The sequence below is a fragment of the Amycolatopsis marina genome, assembly GCF_900111885.1.
Taxonomy (GTDB): Bacteria; Actinomycetota; Actinomycetes; order Mycobacteriales; family Pseudonocardiaceae; genus Amycolatopsis; species Amycolatopsis marina.
The window spans coordinates 71,771-88,018 of the sequence record NZ_FOKG01000019.1; the positions used below are offsets into that span (position 1 = coordinate 71,771).

Here is a 16,248-nt window from a genome sequence, read left to right on the forward strand (position 1 = left end):
GTTACGGTCAGGCGACCGGATTCCATTCGTTGAGCAGGCCGGCGACGAGTGCGGGACGTTCCAGCGGGAGCAGGTGTCCCGCACCGGGCAGAATGCGGAGTACGGCGCCGGGCACGGTCTCGGCGAGTTCCCTGTGCCATCGGGGCGGGCACAGCGCGTCGCGGCTGCCGCAGAGGACGAGCGTCGGACAGCGGGCATCGCCCAGCCACCGTCTCGCGTCCTGCCGGGTCGCCTGCGCGGCCAGCTGGTCGCGCAACACGTCCGGCCCGAGCCGTTCGGCCATCCCGGTGAACTCGCGCTCCAGTTCGTGCCCCGGTTCCGGCGACGCGAACATCGTGGGCAGGAGTTCCTCCCGCACCACCCGGGAGAAGTCTCCACATCGGACTCGTTCCCTTATGTCGCGCCACGCGGCCAACTGGGCCCCGGTCGGCGCGGCGGGATTGGTGGAGACAGCGCAGAACCCCGCGACCCGCTCCGGCGCCCTGCGCAGCACCTCGAAGCCGACGATCGCGCCGAGGCTGACACCGCACAGCACGAACTCGGTTTCGGTGGTGGACAGGACCTGCTCGGCCATCTCGCCGATGCTCGCCGCGTCGATTCGGGCATCAAGTACCGGCCCGTGGAGTCGCTCGCGGACATCCGAGAACAGGTATCGATCGCACAACATGCCGGGGACGAGAACGGTCGGGGTGCTCATCCGCCGAGCGGCCTCGGAACGAGTTCGTAGGGGGCGAGGTAGCCGTTGTGGTCCAGCGCATCGCCCGCGTCCGCCGCCGCCCTGACCACCTCGGGGTCCCACTCCATGCGGGTGCGCCCGTCACCGCTGTTGATCACGACCATCGTCGCCGTGGTGTCCGAGACATTCCGGATCGAGCGCCAGGCGTTGCGCGGCACCGAAAGGATGTCCCAGGGGCCAAGGCGCACGCTGACCTCCTCGGTGCGGTTGAGGGTGACCTCCCACTCCCCGTCCTTCACCATCAGCACCTGGTTCTCCGGGTGCCGATGGGTGAGCACGCCGGTGCCGGGCCTGGCCCGCAGCCACGCGAGGTTGTGCCCGTGCGGGTTGAAGATCGCCGGGTCGTGTCCGAGATGCTCGGTCATGCCGTAGCCGATCACCGGCCCCAACTCGACTCCCCCGCCCGGCACGTGCCGGTCGAGAAAGGCGTCGCCCGACCACGGGATGTCCTCAGTGGTCACCACACGCCTGCGCATCTCCTCGGGCGAGTAACTCCGGAGCGCGGCGACCTGCTCGGCGGAGATCGGGGTGATCAGCGCGTCGTCCTCGGGAAGTTCGTCTCCCGCGACGGTGTCGATCAACTGGTTGTCCGAGGTCAGGTACAACCCGTGTCCCCGCGCCTCCTCCAGCACGGAGGGGCTCCAGATGATTCCGCCGGTGTCGTCCATACCGAGAGCGGTGAACAGCCAGCCGTCATCCGGCCCGATGTTGGTGAAGCCGCGAAAGATCCAGCTCGGTAGTGAGGCGATATCACCCTCGCGCAGCACGAGTTCACCCTCGTCCCCGTTGACCCCCCAACGCAGCAGGAACTCGCCGCGGAAGCAGAGGAACACCTCGGCCGTGAAGTGCAGGTGCAGGTTGTTCGTGACTCCGTGTGGCATCGCGGCGGCGCCGATGTTGAACCCGTGCTCCTCCTCGAGGTTGACCACCTGCCCGGCGCTCTGTGAGACACCGCGGCCGATCATCGAGTAGTTCTCCTTCTTGTCCGAACCCGGGGTCCGGCAGTCGATGAAGGCCTGGTTGCACGAAACGAAGTCGCTGCGCCGGACGGTACGACGGCCGAGCTCCCCGGCGGTCACCACCACGTCTGCAGTCATGTGTTCTCCCACCAAGATCGGCTCTATTTATACGTATGCACACTACGTCGAAGGGCACCCCGAATGTCAAGTGGGCCGTCGATATCACAGGGGAAATGCCGATGGACACGGGCGGACCGGCACCAGACCGGGGAACGCTGTCGCCGACCGCTACGATTCGTATGCACAACTCGTATGCACAGCAGGTTCGACCAGGCGGGGGCCGGATGCCGATCACCAGCAACGATGTGGCGCGACTGGCAGGCGTGTCCCAGCCGACGGTGTCCCGTGCGCTGCGGGGCGATCCCCGCGTATCCCCCGCCACCAGGGACAGGGTGCGCGAGGCGGCGGCGGCACTGGGTTACGTGCCCAGCGAGGCGGGCCGCAGCCTCGTCACCAGAAGCAGCAAACGGGTCGGCATCGTCGTCACCGACCTCACCAACCCGTTCTATCCGCACCTCATCGGGCCGCTGCACGACGAACTCGAAAAACACGGCTACCGGATGCTCGTCTTCACCGAACGTTCGGACTCACAGATGGCCTCGGCGCAACTGCTCGATGGCTCGATCGACGGTGCGGTCCTGCTGACCAGCACCATCGGTTCCGCCCTTCCGGCGGATCTGGACCGCAGAGGGCTGCCGTTCGTGTTTCTCAACCGCGAAGGCGGTGGTGCAGGCGGTGACGCCGCCGCGGTCGACAACGCCCTCGGTGGCAGGATCGCCGCACAGCACCTGGTCGAACTGGGACACCGGCGCATCGCGGGCCTCTTCGGCCCGGAGGACACGACGACCGGCCGGGATCGCGAACTGGGCTTCCGGCTGGCGCTCGCCGACGCGGGGATCGGCCTGCCCGCCGCCCTCACCCGGAACGGCACCTTCGACTTCGACACCGGCTATCACGGCCTGACGGAACTCATGACCGTCCACCCTCGCCCCACCGCATTGTTCTGCGGCAACGACGTGATGGCCATGGGAGCCCTCAACGCCGCGTTGCGCCAGGGCATCGACGTTCCCGGCGAACTGAGCGTTGTCGGGTTCGACAACATCCCCATGTCGGCCTGGGAGAGCTTTCAGCTCACCACCATTGGTCACGATCTTGGCGAAATGGCTGCTTCCGCGGCGCGCCTGCTGGTCGAACGCATCACCGAGGGGAGCCCACGGCCGCCCGGGCAGGCTTCCCGGCGCATCGTGCTCGAACCGCACCTCATCACGCGAGCCACCACCTCCGCACCCCCGGCCTGACCACCGCGAGTTCGCGCGCCGCGCAATGCATACGTATTTTTCGATGCCCCTATGTGACGGGGTGTGCACGGCGGGTCTTCACGCCCATCGCCACTTCCCTGTCAAAATCCAGCGTGAGACAGACGTTTCCTCGCTGGTCACCACCCAGACTAAGGGTCGGCTTCGCTTCGCGGCGCATCATCCAGCGTTCACTTCCCCTTGTATCGCCGCTATACATACGCATACACTCCCGAAATTCTCGCACTCGTTGCCAGCTGTCACGAAGGAGTCGATCGTGCTGACGAGACGACCGGAAGCCACTCACCACACGGGCGACGAGCGCCCGGAACACGCCGCCGCGGCCGCGCGGGGCGTGCTCCGATGACCGCCCCGCCGAGCACTGGCGGACGTCGCGGACGTGGCGCGCTGCAGCGCGTGGGGGTTCCGTACCTGCACCTGGCTCCCGCGTTGCTCGCCATCGGACTGACCACGATCTATCCGCTGATCGCCGCATTGATCAACAGCTTCCGGCACTGGCGGCTCAACGAGACACGCGGTCCACAGGAGTTCGTGGGGCTCGACCAGTACAGCAGAGCGTTCGGCGAGGAGACATTTTTCAACAGTGTCCTGGTTACTGCGCAGTTCACCGTTCTCTCCGTGGTGCTGTCCGTCGGTCTCGGACTCGGGATAGCTCTGGTCCTGAACCGGGCCACGAGGTTGAGCGCGTTCACGAAAGCCCTGCTGATCCTGCCGTTCGCGGTCGCTCCCGCCCTCAAGGGCTTCTCCTGGCGTTTCATGCTCAATCCCGACTACGGGGTCTACGACCGGATGATCAACTCAATCTTTCCGTTCACAGAGGACATCGATTGGCTCGGATCCCCTTTCTGGGCACTGTTCGTTCTCGTGCTGACGGAGGTCTGGGGCTGGGCACCACTGATCGCCCTGATGTTCCTCGGCGGACTCGGCTCCATCTCTCCCGAGATCCGGGCAGCTGCTCGAGTGGACGGGGCGAATCCGTGGCAGGAGTTCTGGAGAGTCACCTTTCCCTTACTCCGTCCGCTGATTCTGATCGTGGTGTTCCTGAAGGCCGTCTTCTCGGTGAAGGTCTTCGACCAGGTGGTCACCACGACCGGGGGCGGCCCCGGAAGGGCGACGGAAACCATGAACTTCTATGCCTACGCTCAGGGATTCAACTTTCTTGATATCGGATACGCATCCGCCGTGTCCTGGCTCATCGTGCTCATTCTGGGTGTGCTCGCCGTGGCGTACCTGATCGCGATGTCGAAGCAGGAGGAGAAGTGACCGAACTGGCGACCCACCCGGCGCCGGCCACCACGAGCCGCCGACCGGCCCCGCGATCCGCACCCAACCGTGGCCAGCTACGCACACTGGGCGTCGTGCTCCGCGTACTGTCCACTCTGGCCATCCTTTTCTTCATCCTCTTCCCGATCTTCTGGCTGGCGGTGACCGCGTTCAAGCCAGAAGGCGAGGTCTTCTCGACATCTTTGGTGTTCACTCCGTCACTCGAGAGCTTCGGCGAGATTCTGGGCGGCAACAACGACCTCGTCCGCCCGATTTTCAACAGCGTCGTGATCGGGGTCATCACCACGCTCATCTCGGTACCTTTGGCACTGCTCGCCGCCTACGCCTTCTCCCGGTACCGGTTCCCCGGCCACCGCGGCCTGCTGCTGGCCATCGTGGCGACACAATTCATCCCCGGCGTCGCGATCGCCCTGCCGTTCCTGACTCTCTTCCGCAGCCTCGGCATGATCGACACGCACGCGGCACTGATTATCGTGAACCTCTCACTTGTCGTTCCGTACATCACCTGGCTGCTCAAGGGGTTCGTGGACGGCCTCCCCATCGAGATCGAGGAGGCGGCACGGCTCGACGGCTGCTCGCAGGTGACGTTGCTGTGGCGGGTGATCACCCCGCTGGCCGCGCCGGGGATATTCGTGTCAGTGGTCTTCTCGTTCCTGCTTTCCTGGAACGAGTTCCTCTTTCCGACGTTCCTCGCCAGAACCGAAGCCTCCACCCTTCCGGTCGGACTGATGACACTGGTCCGGCCGGAGGGCGTCGCGTGGGGGCAGATGGCGGCGGCCGGGCTGCTCGTCATGGTGCCGATGCTGATCCTGGCCCTGCTGGTACGCAAGCACTTCGCGCAGGGAATGACGATGGGAGCGGTGAAGTGAGCCGATACGGACTACGCGGACGGTTCCGTCGCCGCTCCTGGGTCGCGATCGCCCTCTCACTGACGGCCACGATGCTCGCGGGCGCGTGCGGTGGCGGTTTCGAGCCCGAGGATCTCGAGCACTCGATCCAGAGCGGTCCGGTGGACGAACTGGGACTGGTGCAAGGAAAGCCCTACGACGGCGCGCACGTCAGACTGCTGATCTGCTGCAACACGACGGCACAGTTCATGGCGCTGCGGGAACGCACGAAAACCGAGTTCACGCCACGCACGGGAATCACGGTCGAGTGGGCCAACATTCCCTACGACTCGTACCTGCAGAAGATCGTGGCGGAAAGCGCCATCGGCGGGGGTACCTATGACCTTGTCGCCTGGCCCGACGCCTACGGCGCCTCCGCCAAGATCGGCCTGCAGCGCCTTGACGGCGCACTGAACAAGGCCGGCCGGTCGATCGCGGACTATCCGCCGCCGTTTCAGCAGGCAGCAGCCGCGGGCGAGGAGGGCAGCGTCTACGGCCTGCCGTTCCGTGGTTTCTCCTACAACCTCTTCTACCGGAAGGACCGCTACGCGCAACTCGGCCTGCAGCCACCGGAAACCTGGGACGAGTACTCCGAGCAGCTCGCCGAACTGAAACGCACCGGGTCTCGCCACCCGCTGGCCGGGCAGTACGGCCGTGGCAGCGGACAGAATCTCTACACCTGGCTCTCCATGCTGTGGAGCAACGGCGCGGACGTCTTCGACGCCCAGGGCACCCCCGCCTTCACCAGTCCGGAGGCGGTCGAGGCCACGGAGAAGTACGTGTCCCTGATCAGAGACGGCTACTCGCCGCCGGAATCAGCCAACTGGAACGAGACGGACGCCACGCAGTCCTTCGAACAGAACGCCGCGAACACCGTGCTCACCTGGTCGTGGCAGATCGACGACTTCACCGATCCGGAGAAGACCTCCCCCGAGGTCGCGAACAACCTCGGCGTCGCACCGCTTCCCGGCTGGGCGGGAAAGCCGACCATCACCTACGGCTACACCTGGCTCATGGGCATTCTGAACACGTCGAAGCAGCAGGGACCGGCCTGGGAGTACCTGAAATGGCTGTCCCACCCGTCAGTCGAGCGGGCGATCGCGCTGGACAAGTCCGATCCGGCCGCAGCCACCAGTGTTGTGGTGCACACCGAGAACATGCTCGACGAGCAGGTCAATGACGCCAATTTCGGAATGCCGCGGCTGCAGGAGTCGTCCTTGCGGGGCGGCCGCACCATTCCCATGACGATCAACTGGCCCCAGATCCAGGACGAACTCGAGGTCGCGATCAACAAGATGGCGCACGGCGCGAATGTCCGGGCCACGCTGAACGAGGCCGCGGCGAACGTCCGCGCACTCGAGCGGTAGCGGACAACGGTTGTGTATTGAGCGACCGGCACCGTGTGTGACAAGGAGAATCAGATGACGCTGTCCGAGACCGCCTACGCCCCCTACCGCGATCCCGAGGAGTTCATCACCGAATGGACCGATCGGATCTGGGTCCAACGTGGAATCGGCCTGATCAGGCAGAACTACGCGCCCGACTCCGTGGTGCACGGCGCGTACGGCACGGTCCACGGCGTGGAGCCGGTGGTGCGAGGCACCCTGATGAAGATCAGCGCCTTTCCCGACAGGGTCGGGCAGGCCGAGGATGTCGTATGGGAGCAGCGAGGTGACGACGCCTTTCTCAGCTCTCATCGGGTCTTCAGCTCTGGCACGCACACCGGAACCTCGGCCTGCGGCCCGCCGACCGGGAAGGACTTCGTCTCGCGGACTATCGCGAACTGCCTCTACCGCAATGGGGTCATGGTGGAGGAATGGGTGGTGCGCGACGAGTACGCGGTCGTCCAGCAGCTCGGACTCGATCCGGTCGAGGTCGCGCGCGGCCTCGCCTTCGCCGGCTGGGAACCGCACGCGCCACTCGACGCGGACGTGCTCGATCAGGGCGATTCGGGGGTGCGGCCAGATCAGCACCGCGACGACTGCGCACAGGTACTGCGGCTTGTCGACGAGGTGTGGAACCAGCGCAGACTCGACCGGACCGCCGACTTCGTCGCGCGCGACGTCACCTGCCACACCTCACGACACCGCACACTGACCCGTCCTGCCGGGTACCAACAGGGCCTGCTCGACCTGCTCGCACCGTTCCCCGACGCCACCGTCGAGGTCCGCGATGTGGTGAGCAACTACTCGGTACCGCATGGAGGCCTGCGGGTGGGGCTGGTGTGGTGGTTGCGGGGCACCTATTGCGGTACGCCTGTCTACGGCCCGGTCAGCGGATCTCCCGTCCAGGTACTCGGCTCCTCCCAGTTCCTGTTGCGGGAGGGAAAAGTCGTTCAGGAGTGGCGGGTGTACGACGAGATCGCGATCCTCGCGCAGATCCTGCGTGCGCACGGCGAGGGCCAGAGCGACGTATCCCGGTGCTGATCCGGGCGCTGCCAAGAAAGCGGCTCCTATTGTCATGTCCTGGCGTCGCGAGCGAGGAGCATGTGCTGAGCCAGCCGGGCAAGCTCGCGGGTCGCTGGCGAGAGCACGGTTCCAGCCCTGCGCACCAGCGCTATCGTGTCATGCAACGGTTCGGCGAAGCCGATCGTGCGCACCGACCGCGGGCAGGCGGGACTCTCGGCGACCGCCGTGGAAACCACGGTGTCACCGACGCCCCGCTCGACCAGGCTCAGTGCGGACTCGACGTGCTCGACCTCGATCCACGGCTCGAGTTTCACCCCGGCAAGCTGCGCGCGGTCGGCGAGCTGCCTGCGGGTGGGGTCCCGCCAGCCGTAGTGCGCGTCGTAGAGGATCAGTCGGGAACGGGCGATCTGTTCGATCGACACGGGCGCCGAGACCCGCTCCGGCGTGGCACTGGCGTAGCGAACCTGGTCCCGCAGCAACGGTGTCACCGCGAGGCCTTCAGCCTCGATGGGCAGCACGACGAGGCCCGCCTCGATCGTCCCTGCCGCGACCGCCGCCGCGACCTCGACGGAGTTCAACCCGATGAGCCGGATCCGCACCTCGGGGTATCGCTCGTGAAAGTGCTGGGCCAGATCGGACAGCAGGTAATAGGCGGCGTTGCGCAGCAGTCCGAAGGTCGCGACGCCACCTTCGAGCGAGCGCACGGAGCGAAGGGCGCGCACACCGTCGTCGGCCGCGGCGACCGCCTGCTCCGCGTAGGGCAGGAGGGCGCTTCCGGCGGCGGTCAGTACCAGCCTCCTGCCACTGCGGGTGAACAACGGCGTGGCGTTTTCGTCCTCCAGCTTGCGGATCAACTCGGAGACGGATGCCTGGGAGACACGCATCGTGGTAGCGGCGGCGGTGAACGAGCCCATGCGTACCGCGAGCAGGAAGGCTCGCAGTTGCTTCAGCGTCATAGGAAAACCCTATGCTATCCGCAAGACTTGGCAACCTTGTCCTTTGTTCAATCCGGATCTAGCGTCGTTCCCATGCGATACACGCCATCTCGACTGGCCGAACTCGACGGTTCGTACCGGTTGCTCAAAGCCCCCGCAGTGAACGCCCCCGCCGCACAACGCGACCCCGCTGTCATCGAGCGGGTTTCGGAGATGCTGAGCGCCATCGAGCGGGACGGAATGCCCGCGGTTCTGCGGTATGCCAAGGAACTCGACGCGTGGGAACGGTCCGATGTCGAAATCGGCGCGGCCGAGCTGCGCGGCAGTGGCGACGATCTGACTCCCGAGCTGCGTGCCGCACTGGAACTCGGCGCCGACCGCACCGGGAGTTTCGCCCGTGCGCAGCGTGCGCACCTCGTCGACTTCGAAACCGAACTGGCTCCCGGACTGATCACCGGCCACAGGTACGTGCCCGTCGAGCGAGTAGGGGCCTACCTGCCCGCCGGCCGTTTCCCGCTGCTGGCCGGCGCGTTCATGACCGTAGGAGTGGCCAAGGCGGCCGGCGTCCCGACGACCCTCGCCTGTACGCCGCCACGCAGGGACGGAAGGCCGGACCCGGCGGTCCTGTACGCGGCTCACCTGTCCGGTGTGGACCGAAGCTTTGTGCTCGGCGGGGTCCAGGCCTTGGCCGCGATGGCCTTCGGGCTGCTCGACGAGCAGCCGGTGGACATGCTGGTCGGCGCGGGCAACGCCTTCGTGGCCGAGGCGAAGCGGCAGTTGTTCGGCACGGTGGCGATCGATCTGCTCGCCGGACCGTCCGAAGTGGCCGTCCTGGCGGACGCCACCGCGGACCCGCGCCTGGTCGCCGCCGACCTGCTGGGTCAGGCCGAACACGGCAAGGACTCCCCCGCCGCACTCGTCACCACCTCGCAGCAACTCGGGGAGACGGTCATCGCCGAGGTGGACCGGCAACTCGCAACGCTGCCGACCCGCGATATCGCGGGACCGGCATGGCGGGACTTCGGCTCGGTGACATGGGCACGCGATGCGGCCACCGCCGTCGCCCTGATGGACGATCTCGCGCCGGAGCATCTGGAGATCCAGACCGCTGACGACGACTACTACCTTGGCGCGCTGCGGAACTACGGTTCCATCTTCCTCGGCAGGTGGAGCACGGTCGCCTACTCCGACAAGGGCATGGCGGGGACGAACCACGTGCTGCCGACCGCCGGTGGCGCGAAGCACAGCGCCGGCCTCTCCGTCTCCCGGTTCCTGAAACCGCTGACCTACCAACGGGTCACCCGGGAGGCCACGCCCGCGGCGGCCGAAGCCGTAGAGGTCATCTCCGAGTACGAGGGCATGGCGGCACACCGGGCGACTGCCACCCTCCGACTTGCCGAACACCACGCATAGAAAGGGACCGAACAGATGGCGAAATCCGCCGAACAGGGTTCAAGCGAGTCCGTACCGCCCGAAACCCAGCCGACACACCAGTCCCCGGCAGCCAATCCCTCCTCCACGCCAGGCGGCACCATGGCTCCGGGCGCGCGGACGATGCCGACCGACTACTCCATCTCGGTTCGTCCGGGCAGCGGTGCCGACCGTCCCAGTGCCGCACTGGGCGAGCGCAGGCAGCCGATGCGCGGGTTCGAGGACACCTACACCGACATCGTCGACTACATCGTCCGCATCACTCACCGCATCTGGGAGGACCAGGACGTCGGCTACATCTACGACACCTACAGTCCCGGCTGCAGGTTGTACGACGACAGCGGCTTCAAGTACGGCGTCGAGCAACTGGTGAACGGAACGATGCAGAGCATCAACGCGTTCCCCGACTGCCGGCACTACGCCGACGACGTCATCTGGGCCGGCGACGAGGACCAGGGCTTCGTCACCTCGCACCGCGCCATCAACATCGGGCACCACACCGGTCCCTGGCGCTGGGGCCCGCCGACGGGGCGCAAGCTCGAGACCTGGGTCATCGCCAACTGCGTGGTGCGGGAGAACGAAATCTTCGAGGAGTGGGTGCTGTACAACACGGCGGCCAAGCTCTCGCAGCTCGGCATCAACGTGGCAGAGGCCGCCCGGACGTACGGCAACGAGGGCGGGATCGCGCCGCTGACCGAACGGCAACTGGTCGAGCCGGACAGGCTGACCGGAGGTCGCAAGCCGGAGCCGTACCCGGCCCCTCGCGGTCGCGTGTTCGACGTCGACCACGCGGTGCGTGCCCTGTTCCACGACACGTACAACCGGCGCGATCTCAGCGCGGTCGACCGGGCGTACGCGCCGAACGTACGCTGGCACGGCACCAGCAACCGAAGTGGATACGGCCGTTCGGACGTGCGGGGAATGGCGCGGGGCCTCCTCGCCACCTTCCCTGACCTCGGCGTCCAGGTGGACGAGGTCTACTGGATGGGCAACGAGGCCGAGGGGTTCAGCGCCTCGGTCCGCTGGTCGGGTGCGGGCACTCACCGGGGCTTCGGGCTGTACGGGAAACCGACCGGACGCAAGGTACACCTGTGGGGTATTTCGCAGCTGTACTTCGCCAAGGGGCGGATTGTCGAGGAGTGGTCGCTGTTCAACGAGTTCGACGTGCTCGCGCAACTACTGTCCGACAAACCACTGGCCGAGGTGTGGTGAGCACTCGCGGAGCGCGAGTACAGGGATGACCAGAATCGTCTGCGCTCAGCTCGCACCCAGGCTAGGTGATCTCGCCGGGAACCAGGCACTGACCGTCGCCGCCGTCCGCAGGGCGGCGGACGGCGGCGCGCGTGTCGTCGTGCTACCGGAGTTGGCGACGTCGGGCTATGTCTTCGAGACGTCGGAGCAGGCAAGGCGCGTGGCCGTGACGCCGGAACATCCGCTGTTCGCACGATGGGCATCCGCGGCCCGTGGTGCCGTGGTGGTCGGCGGATTCTGCGAGCTGGGCGCGGACGGCCACCTGTACAACAGCGCCGCGGTGGTGGACCGGACCGGTGTGCTGGCCGTCTACCGCAAGACCCACCTGTGGGACCGGGAAAAGACCGTGTTCACTCCGGGGCGGGACCAGCCGCCTGTGGTGCGCACCCAGGCGGGCAGGATCGGCGTGCTCATCTGCTACGACCTGGAATTTCCCGAAATGCCCCGGAGCATGGTCCTGCGCGGCGCCGACCTCATCGCCGCGCCCGTCAACTGGCCGCTCGTGCCACGTCCGGCCGGGGAGCGGGCGCCCGAGATCGTCCTCGCGATGGCGGCCGCACGCGCGAACCGCGTCTTCGTGGCATGTTGCGACCGCTCGGGTGTCGAGCGCGGCGTTCGGTGGACCGAGGGAACGGCCGTCATCAGCCACGAAGGATGGGTGCTCGGTGAACCCGATGCGGACGGGGTCGCGGCAGCCGACATCGACCTGGAACTGGCCAGGGACAAATCCCTGACAGCGCATGCCGACCTGCTGGCGGATCGGCGACCCGAGATGTACAGCGCCCTCACCTCGGCGACGGTGCACACTGGCACGGTCCCGCACGCTTGCGCGTGGTCGCCGCGCTCACGCTGAGCGACGGAAATCGGTGACGATCGTGTGATCCTTCGCCGGACCGGTCACCTGCCACCGCTGCTGCCAGTGCGTGGAACCGAACACGCGGTACTCGCCGAGGTAGTGATCGGCACGGCACGGATGTTCCACCTGCCACCTACCCGTGCACAAATCGACGTCGTGGAAGTAGCCACCGTGCTCGAAGTGGACATCCGCGCGTGCGGCACCGGTCGGCCGGTAGCGCAGCACCCTGGTCGCGGGACCCCGGTGCGTACCCAGATCGAGGACGCCCTCCTCGCGGTACACCAGTTCACCATCGACGGCCTCGACAACGACCGTCCCGTGGAAGGTGCCGATCCGGATATCGGCGGCGGTCGCGATCTCGCGTTCGACCAGCCAGTTCCCGGCGAGGAAGCCGGCCAGTTCCCGGACCGGGTGCCAGCGCATGCGGCCAGTATGACGGGCGGCCACCTTCACGGCACATACCTTGTGCTCCGGACCACCCGCCAGTGCGGTACCGCGCCAGGCCGGTGTCGCCGATGTAGCATTTGTGCCCGACCATGCCGCGGCAGGACCAGAGGAAACCGGTTTTGCCGCGGCAGGCTGCATATGTCCACACGGGAGTGCACAGCAGCCGCGCCGGGCGCTGCGACCGGAACGGGCTTTCGCCGACTAGCGCGAATTCCGGAAACGACGCCGGACCGAAAGGGAAGAGATCGTGACCACCACCGAAGATACCGAGCAACGGCCTGGGCCTGATGACAGCCCGCCCGAGGAGAAGCAGAACCGAATCAACCCGGTGGTCTTCTTCGGCTCCTCCGCGTGCATCCTCGCCATCTCCATCTGGGCGATCGTCACCCCGGTCGCGGCTTCGGAGGCCATCGGCACCGTTGTCTCGTGGATCTCCGAGGGCTTCGGCTGGTACTACTTCCTCGCGGCCACTCTGTTCCTGGTGTTCGTCGTCTTCATCGCGCTCTCCCGCTATGGCAAGGTGAAACTGGGGCCGCAGCATTCCAAGCCGGACTACAGCATCTTCGCCTGGGGCGCGATGCTGTTCGCCGCGGGAATCGGCATCGATCTCATGTTCTTCTCCGTGGCAGAGCCGGTCACGCAGTACCTGGCGCCACCGGTCGGCGACGGACAGACCATCGAGGCAGCCCGTGAAGCGCTGGTGTGGACGCTGTTCCACTACGGCATCACCGGTTGGGCCATGTACGCGCTGATGGGGATGGCGCTGGGCTACTTCGCCTACCGCTACAACCTCGGCCTGACCATCCGCTCGGCGCTGTACCCGATCTTCGGCAAGCGGATTCACGGCAGGATCGGTCACACGGTCGACATCGCCGCCGTGCTCGGCACGATCTTCGGCATCGCGACGTCGCTCGGCATCGGTGTCGTCCAGCTCAACTACGGCCTGAACTTCCTTTTCGGCATCCCCGAAGGCACAGCCGCGCAGATCGGCCTCATTGTCCTGGCCGTGCTGATGTCCACGGTTTCCGCCGTGGCCGGCGTGGACAAGGGCATCCGGCGCCTGTCCGAACTCAACGTCGTGTTGGCGATCGGCCTCATGCTGTTCATCCTGTTCAGCGAGGACCCGATCTTTCTGCTCAACGCCATCGTGCTGAACATCGGCGACTACGTCAGCAGCTTCAGTGACATGACACTGAACACCTTCGCGTTCGACCGGCCGACCGACTGGCTCAACTCGTGGACGTTGTTCTTCTGGGCGTGGTGGATCGCGTGGGCACCGTTCGTCGGCCTGTTCCTCGCCCGCATCTCGCGTGGACGGACGATCCGCCAGTTCGTGGCCGCGACCCTCGTCATCCCGTTCCTGTTCACCCTCACCTGGTTGTCGATCTTCGGCAACAGCGCACTGCGCGTGGTGATGAACGGCAACGCCGAGTTCGGCGACGCAGCGATGAACCAGCCTGAACAGGCGTTCTACTCGCTGCTCGACCAATATCCCGGCGTCACGCTGAGCGCCGGCCTCGCCACCTTCGTCGGCCTGCTGTTCTACGTGACCTCGGCCGACTCCGGCTCACTGGTGATGGGCAACTTCACCTCGTATCTGAAGACACCGAGAACCGACGCGGCGAAGTGGCTGCGGATCTTCTGGTCGGCCGCGATCGGCCTGCTGACGCTGGCGATGCTGCTCGTGGGCGGAGTACCGACCCTGCAGAGCGCGACCATCATCATGGGTCTGCCGTTCTCCTTCGTGATGTTCCTGATCATGTGGGGGCTTTACAAGGCGCTGCGAGTCGAGCGGTCCCGTGAGGAAAGCTTCAAGACCACGCTGCCATCGTCCCTTTCGGAGCGCACCACTGTGGAGGGACGTGGAGTGTCGCGGACCTGGAAGCAGCGCCTGGCAAGGGTGATGAGCTACCCTGGCAGGCGCACGGCATCCCGGTTCGTCGAGGAGTCGGCGCGACCCGCATTCGAAGAGGTCGCCGAGGAGTTGCGGACGCAGGGCGCTGACGCCGCGGTGACCGAGGAGTTGGTCACCGAACTCGGTCTGCCGCACCTGGACCTGTCCGTCGCGCTCGGGCGCGAGGAGGAGTTCCGCTACCGCATCTGGCCCTCGGAGGCGGAGACGCCCGCCTTCGCGGTCGGCTCACTGAGCACTCAGGACACCTACTTCCGTTTCGAGGTGTACCTGACCGAGGGCGGACAGGACTACGACGTGCTGGGCTACAGCAAGGACCAGCTCATCGGGGACATCCTCGACCAGTACGAACGCCACCTCGAGTTCCTCCGCCTGCACCGGGGCACGGTCAACGGCACCGCGCTGCCTGACAACGGCTCAACCACGCCCGAAACCATCGAGTGACGTCCGCGCCGGTCGCGGGGTGAGCACCCCGCGACCGGCGACAGACCCTCAGGCGTCGTAGTCGACGGTCAGCTCGTCGGAGGTCGGCAACGACTGGCAGGTGAGGACAAACCCGGCCCGCACCTCCGCCTCCTCGAGGGCGAAGTTGCGGCGCATCCGCACACTGCCGGTGGTGACCTTCGCCCTGCACGTGCCGCACACCCCGCCCTTGCAGGCGAAGGGCAGGTCCGGCCGGGACCGCTGGGCGCCGTCGAGGACCGCCCGGTCACGCGGCAGGGCGACGGTGGTGGACCGTCCGTCCAGGATCAGCGTCACCTCGGCGGTCTCGCCGTCGAGTGGCGCCTCCTCGTGCCGGACGGGTTCGGGCGGTACGTCATCCACATAGAACAGTTCCCGATGCACCCGCGCATTGTCCACAGCGGACTCGGTGAGTACCCGGCGGGCATCCTCGACCATGCCGAACGGACCGCACAACCACCAGTGATCCACTCGTCGGGAGTCGGGCAGCACCGCGAGCAGCGCGCGGAGCTTCTCCGCGTCCAACCGGCCGGTGAACAGGTCTGCCTCGCGGGGTTCCCTGGACAGGACGTGCACCAGTTCGAGCCGGGCCGGGTAGCGGTCCTTGAGGTCGGCCAGCTCGTCGGCGAACATGACAGTGTCGGTTCGCCGGTTCCCGTAGAGCACGGTGGCCGTGGAGGCCGGATTTCGCAGCACCGAAGCGGCGATGGACAGCACCGGGGTGATGCCGGAGCCTGCCGCGATGAGGACGTGATGCCCTGGCGCGTCGACGTCCGGGGTGAAGTTGCCGGTCGGAGTGGCCACCTCGATCTCGTCTCCCGGTCGCACGTCGTGGACCAACCACCGGGAGAACAGACCGTCCGGCACCTCCCGCACCCCGATCCGTGGCGCCGCACCCTCCGGCGCGCAGATGGAGTACGAACGGCGTTCCTCCCTGCCGTCGACGAAGCGTCGCAGGGTGAGGGACTGACCTGCCCGGAAGGCATACGCGTCGGCGAGGTCCCCGGGCACGTCGAAGGTGACCGCGACGGCGTCGTCGCACAGCGCCTCGACATCGGCCACCGTGAGCCGGTGGAAGTCGCCGCGCAACCTGGACGAGGTAGCAACGCTCACTGTGTTCGACTCCCTCTGGTAATCGCACTTTCCCGGGAAAGTGCGGAAGGACAAGCCCAGGACCGGGAACGGGGAGCTTCACGGCCCCGCACTTTCCCGGGAAAGTGCGGTCCTTGCGCGTGCACGTGTCGCACTTTCCCGGGAAAGTGCGATTGGAGGTAGTCGGCGACGCTGATGATCTTGCTCGGTGG

At 66.6% G+C, this 16,248-nt stretch carries 14 protein-coding genes; 9 read left to right on the top strand and 5 right to left on the bottom strand.

What is annotated here, in order from left to right; all coding sequences use genetic code 11:
- Positions 1 to 7 precede the first annotated feature (7 nt).
- The gene (locus BM199_RS25960) at positions 8 to 697 is read right to left on the bottom strand and encodes an alpha/beta fold hydrolase (RefSeq protein ID WP_091676641.1); all 690 of its coding nucleotides are present in this window, start codon (positions 695 to 697) and stop codon (positions 8 to 10) included.
- Complete coding sequence (locus tag BM199_RS25965) at positions 694 to 1,833, bottom strand: cupin domain-containing protein (protein ID WP_091676643.1); 1,140 nt, start codon at positions 1,831 to 1,833, stop codon at positions 694 to 696. The genes BM199_RS25960 and BM199_RS25965 overlap by 4 nt, the downstream gene beginning before the upstream one ends.
- A 206-nt stretch (positions 1,834 to 2,039) precedes the next feature.
- On the opposite strand from BM199_RS25965, the gene BM199_RS25970 reads away from it, so the two are divergent.
- The 5 genes from BM199_RS25970 to BM199_RS25990 all read left to right on the top strand — a co-directional run bounded on the left by BM199_RS25970 (position 2,040) and on the right by BM199_RS25990 (position 7,668).
- On the top strand, positions 2,040 to 3,053 hold the full coding sequence (locus BM199_RS25970) for a LacI family DNA-binding transcriptional regulator (protein ID WP_091676646.1): 1,014 nt from the start codon (positions 2,040 to 2,042) through the stop codon (positions 3,051 to 3,053).
- 360 nt (positions 3,054 to 3,413) lie between these two features.
- On the top strand, positions 3,414 to 4,334 hold the full coding sequence (locus BM199_RS25975) for a carbohydrate ABC transporter permease (protein ID WP_091676648.1): 921 nt from the start codon (positions 3,414 to 3,416) through the stop codon (positions 4,332 to 4,334).
- A complete protein-coding gene (locus BM199_RS25980) occupies positions 4,331 to 5,224 on the top strand; it encodes a carbohydrate ABC transporter permease (protein ID WP_091676651.1) in 894 nt (297 codons plus the stop codon). The genes BM199_RS25975 and BM199_RS25980 overlap by 4 nt, the downstream gene beginning before the upstream one ends.
- Positions 5,221 to 6,609: an ABC transporter substrate-binding protein gene (locus BM199_RS25985; protein ID WP_091676653.1), complete on the top strand. Its 1,389-nt coding sequence runs from the start codon at positions 5,221 to 5,223 to the stop codon at positions 6,607 to 6,609. Before BM199_RS25980 ends, BM199_RS25985 begins: the two co-directional genes overlap by 4 nt.
- Before the next feature lie 54 nt (positions 6,610 to 6,663).
- Complete coding sequence (locus BM199_RS25990; protein WP_091676660.1) at positions 6,664 to 7,668, top strand: ester cyclase; 1,005 nt, start codon at positions 6,664 to 6,666, stop codon at positions 7,666 to 7,668.
- A 32-nt stretch (positions 7,669 to 7,700) separates the two neighbouring features.
- Here BM199_RS25990 and BM199_RS25995 read toward each other — a convergent pair whose 3' ends face one another.
- Complete coding sequence (locus BM199_RS25995; protein ID WP_091676665.1) at positions 7,701 to 8,606, bottom strand: LysR family transcriptional regulator; 906 nt, start codon at positions 8,604 to 8,606, stop codon at positions 7,701 to 7,703.
- A gap of 72 nt (positions 8,607 to 8,678) precedes the next feature.
- On the opposite strand from BM199_RS25995, the gene hisD reads away from it, so the two are divergent.
- The 3 genes from hisD (at position 8,679) to BM199_RS26010 (ending at position 12,120) form a co-directional block, all read left to right on the top strand.
- Positions 8,679 to 9,998: a histidinol dehydrogenase gene (hisD, locus tag BM199_RS26000; RefSeq protein WP_091676671.1), complete on the top strand. Its 1,320-nt coding sequence runs from the start codon at positions 8,679 to 8,681 to the stop codon at positions 9,996 to 9,998.
- Between the two features lie 120 nt (positions 9,999 to 10,118).
- Positions 10,119 to 11,228 (top strand): ester cyclase, encoded by a 1,110-nt coding sequence (locus BM199_RS26005; protein WP_218160440.1) that lies wholly within the window; start codon positions 10,119 to 10,121, stop codon positions 11,226 to 11,228.
- 25 nt (positions 11,229 to 11,253) lie between these two features.
- Positions 11,254 to 12,120: a nitrilase-related carbon-nitrogen hydrolase gene (locus BM199_RS26010; protein ID WP_091676682.1), complete on the top strand. Its 867-nt coding sequence runs from the start codon at positions 11,254 to 11,256 to the stop codon at positions 12,118 to 12,120.
- On the opposite strand, the gene BM199_RS26015 is transcribed toward BM199_RS26010, so the two are convergent.
- On the bottom strand, positions 12,112 to 12,546 hold the full coding sequence (locus tag BM199_RS26015; protein ID WP_091676687.1) for a DUF6314 family protein: 435 nt from the start codon (positions 12,544 to 12,546) through the stop codon (positions 12,112 to 12,114). The genes BM199_RS26010 and BM199_RS26015 overlap by 9 nt on opposite strands.
- A gap of 271 nt (positions 12,547 to 12,817) precedes the next feature.
- On the opposite strand from BM199_RS26015, the gene betT reads away from it, so the two are divergent.
- Positions 12,818 to 14,926, top strand: coding sequence for a choline BCCT transporter BetT (gene betT / locus BM199_RS26020; protein ID WP_177242791.1), 2,109 nt, complete (start codon positions 12,818 to 12,820; stop codon positions 14,924 to 14,926).
- 48 nt (positions 14,927 to 14,974) lie between these two features.
- On the opposite strand, the gene paaE is transcribed toward betT, so the two are convergent.
- Positions 14,975 to 16,057 (bottom strand): 1,2-phenylacetyl-CoA epoxidase subunit PaaE, encoded by a 1,083-nt coding sequence (gene paaE, locus BM199_RS26025; protein WP_091676704.1) that lies wholly within the window; start codon positions 16,055 to 16,057, stop codon positions 14,975 to 14,977.
- Positions 16,058 to 16,248 lie beyond the last annotated feature (191 nt).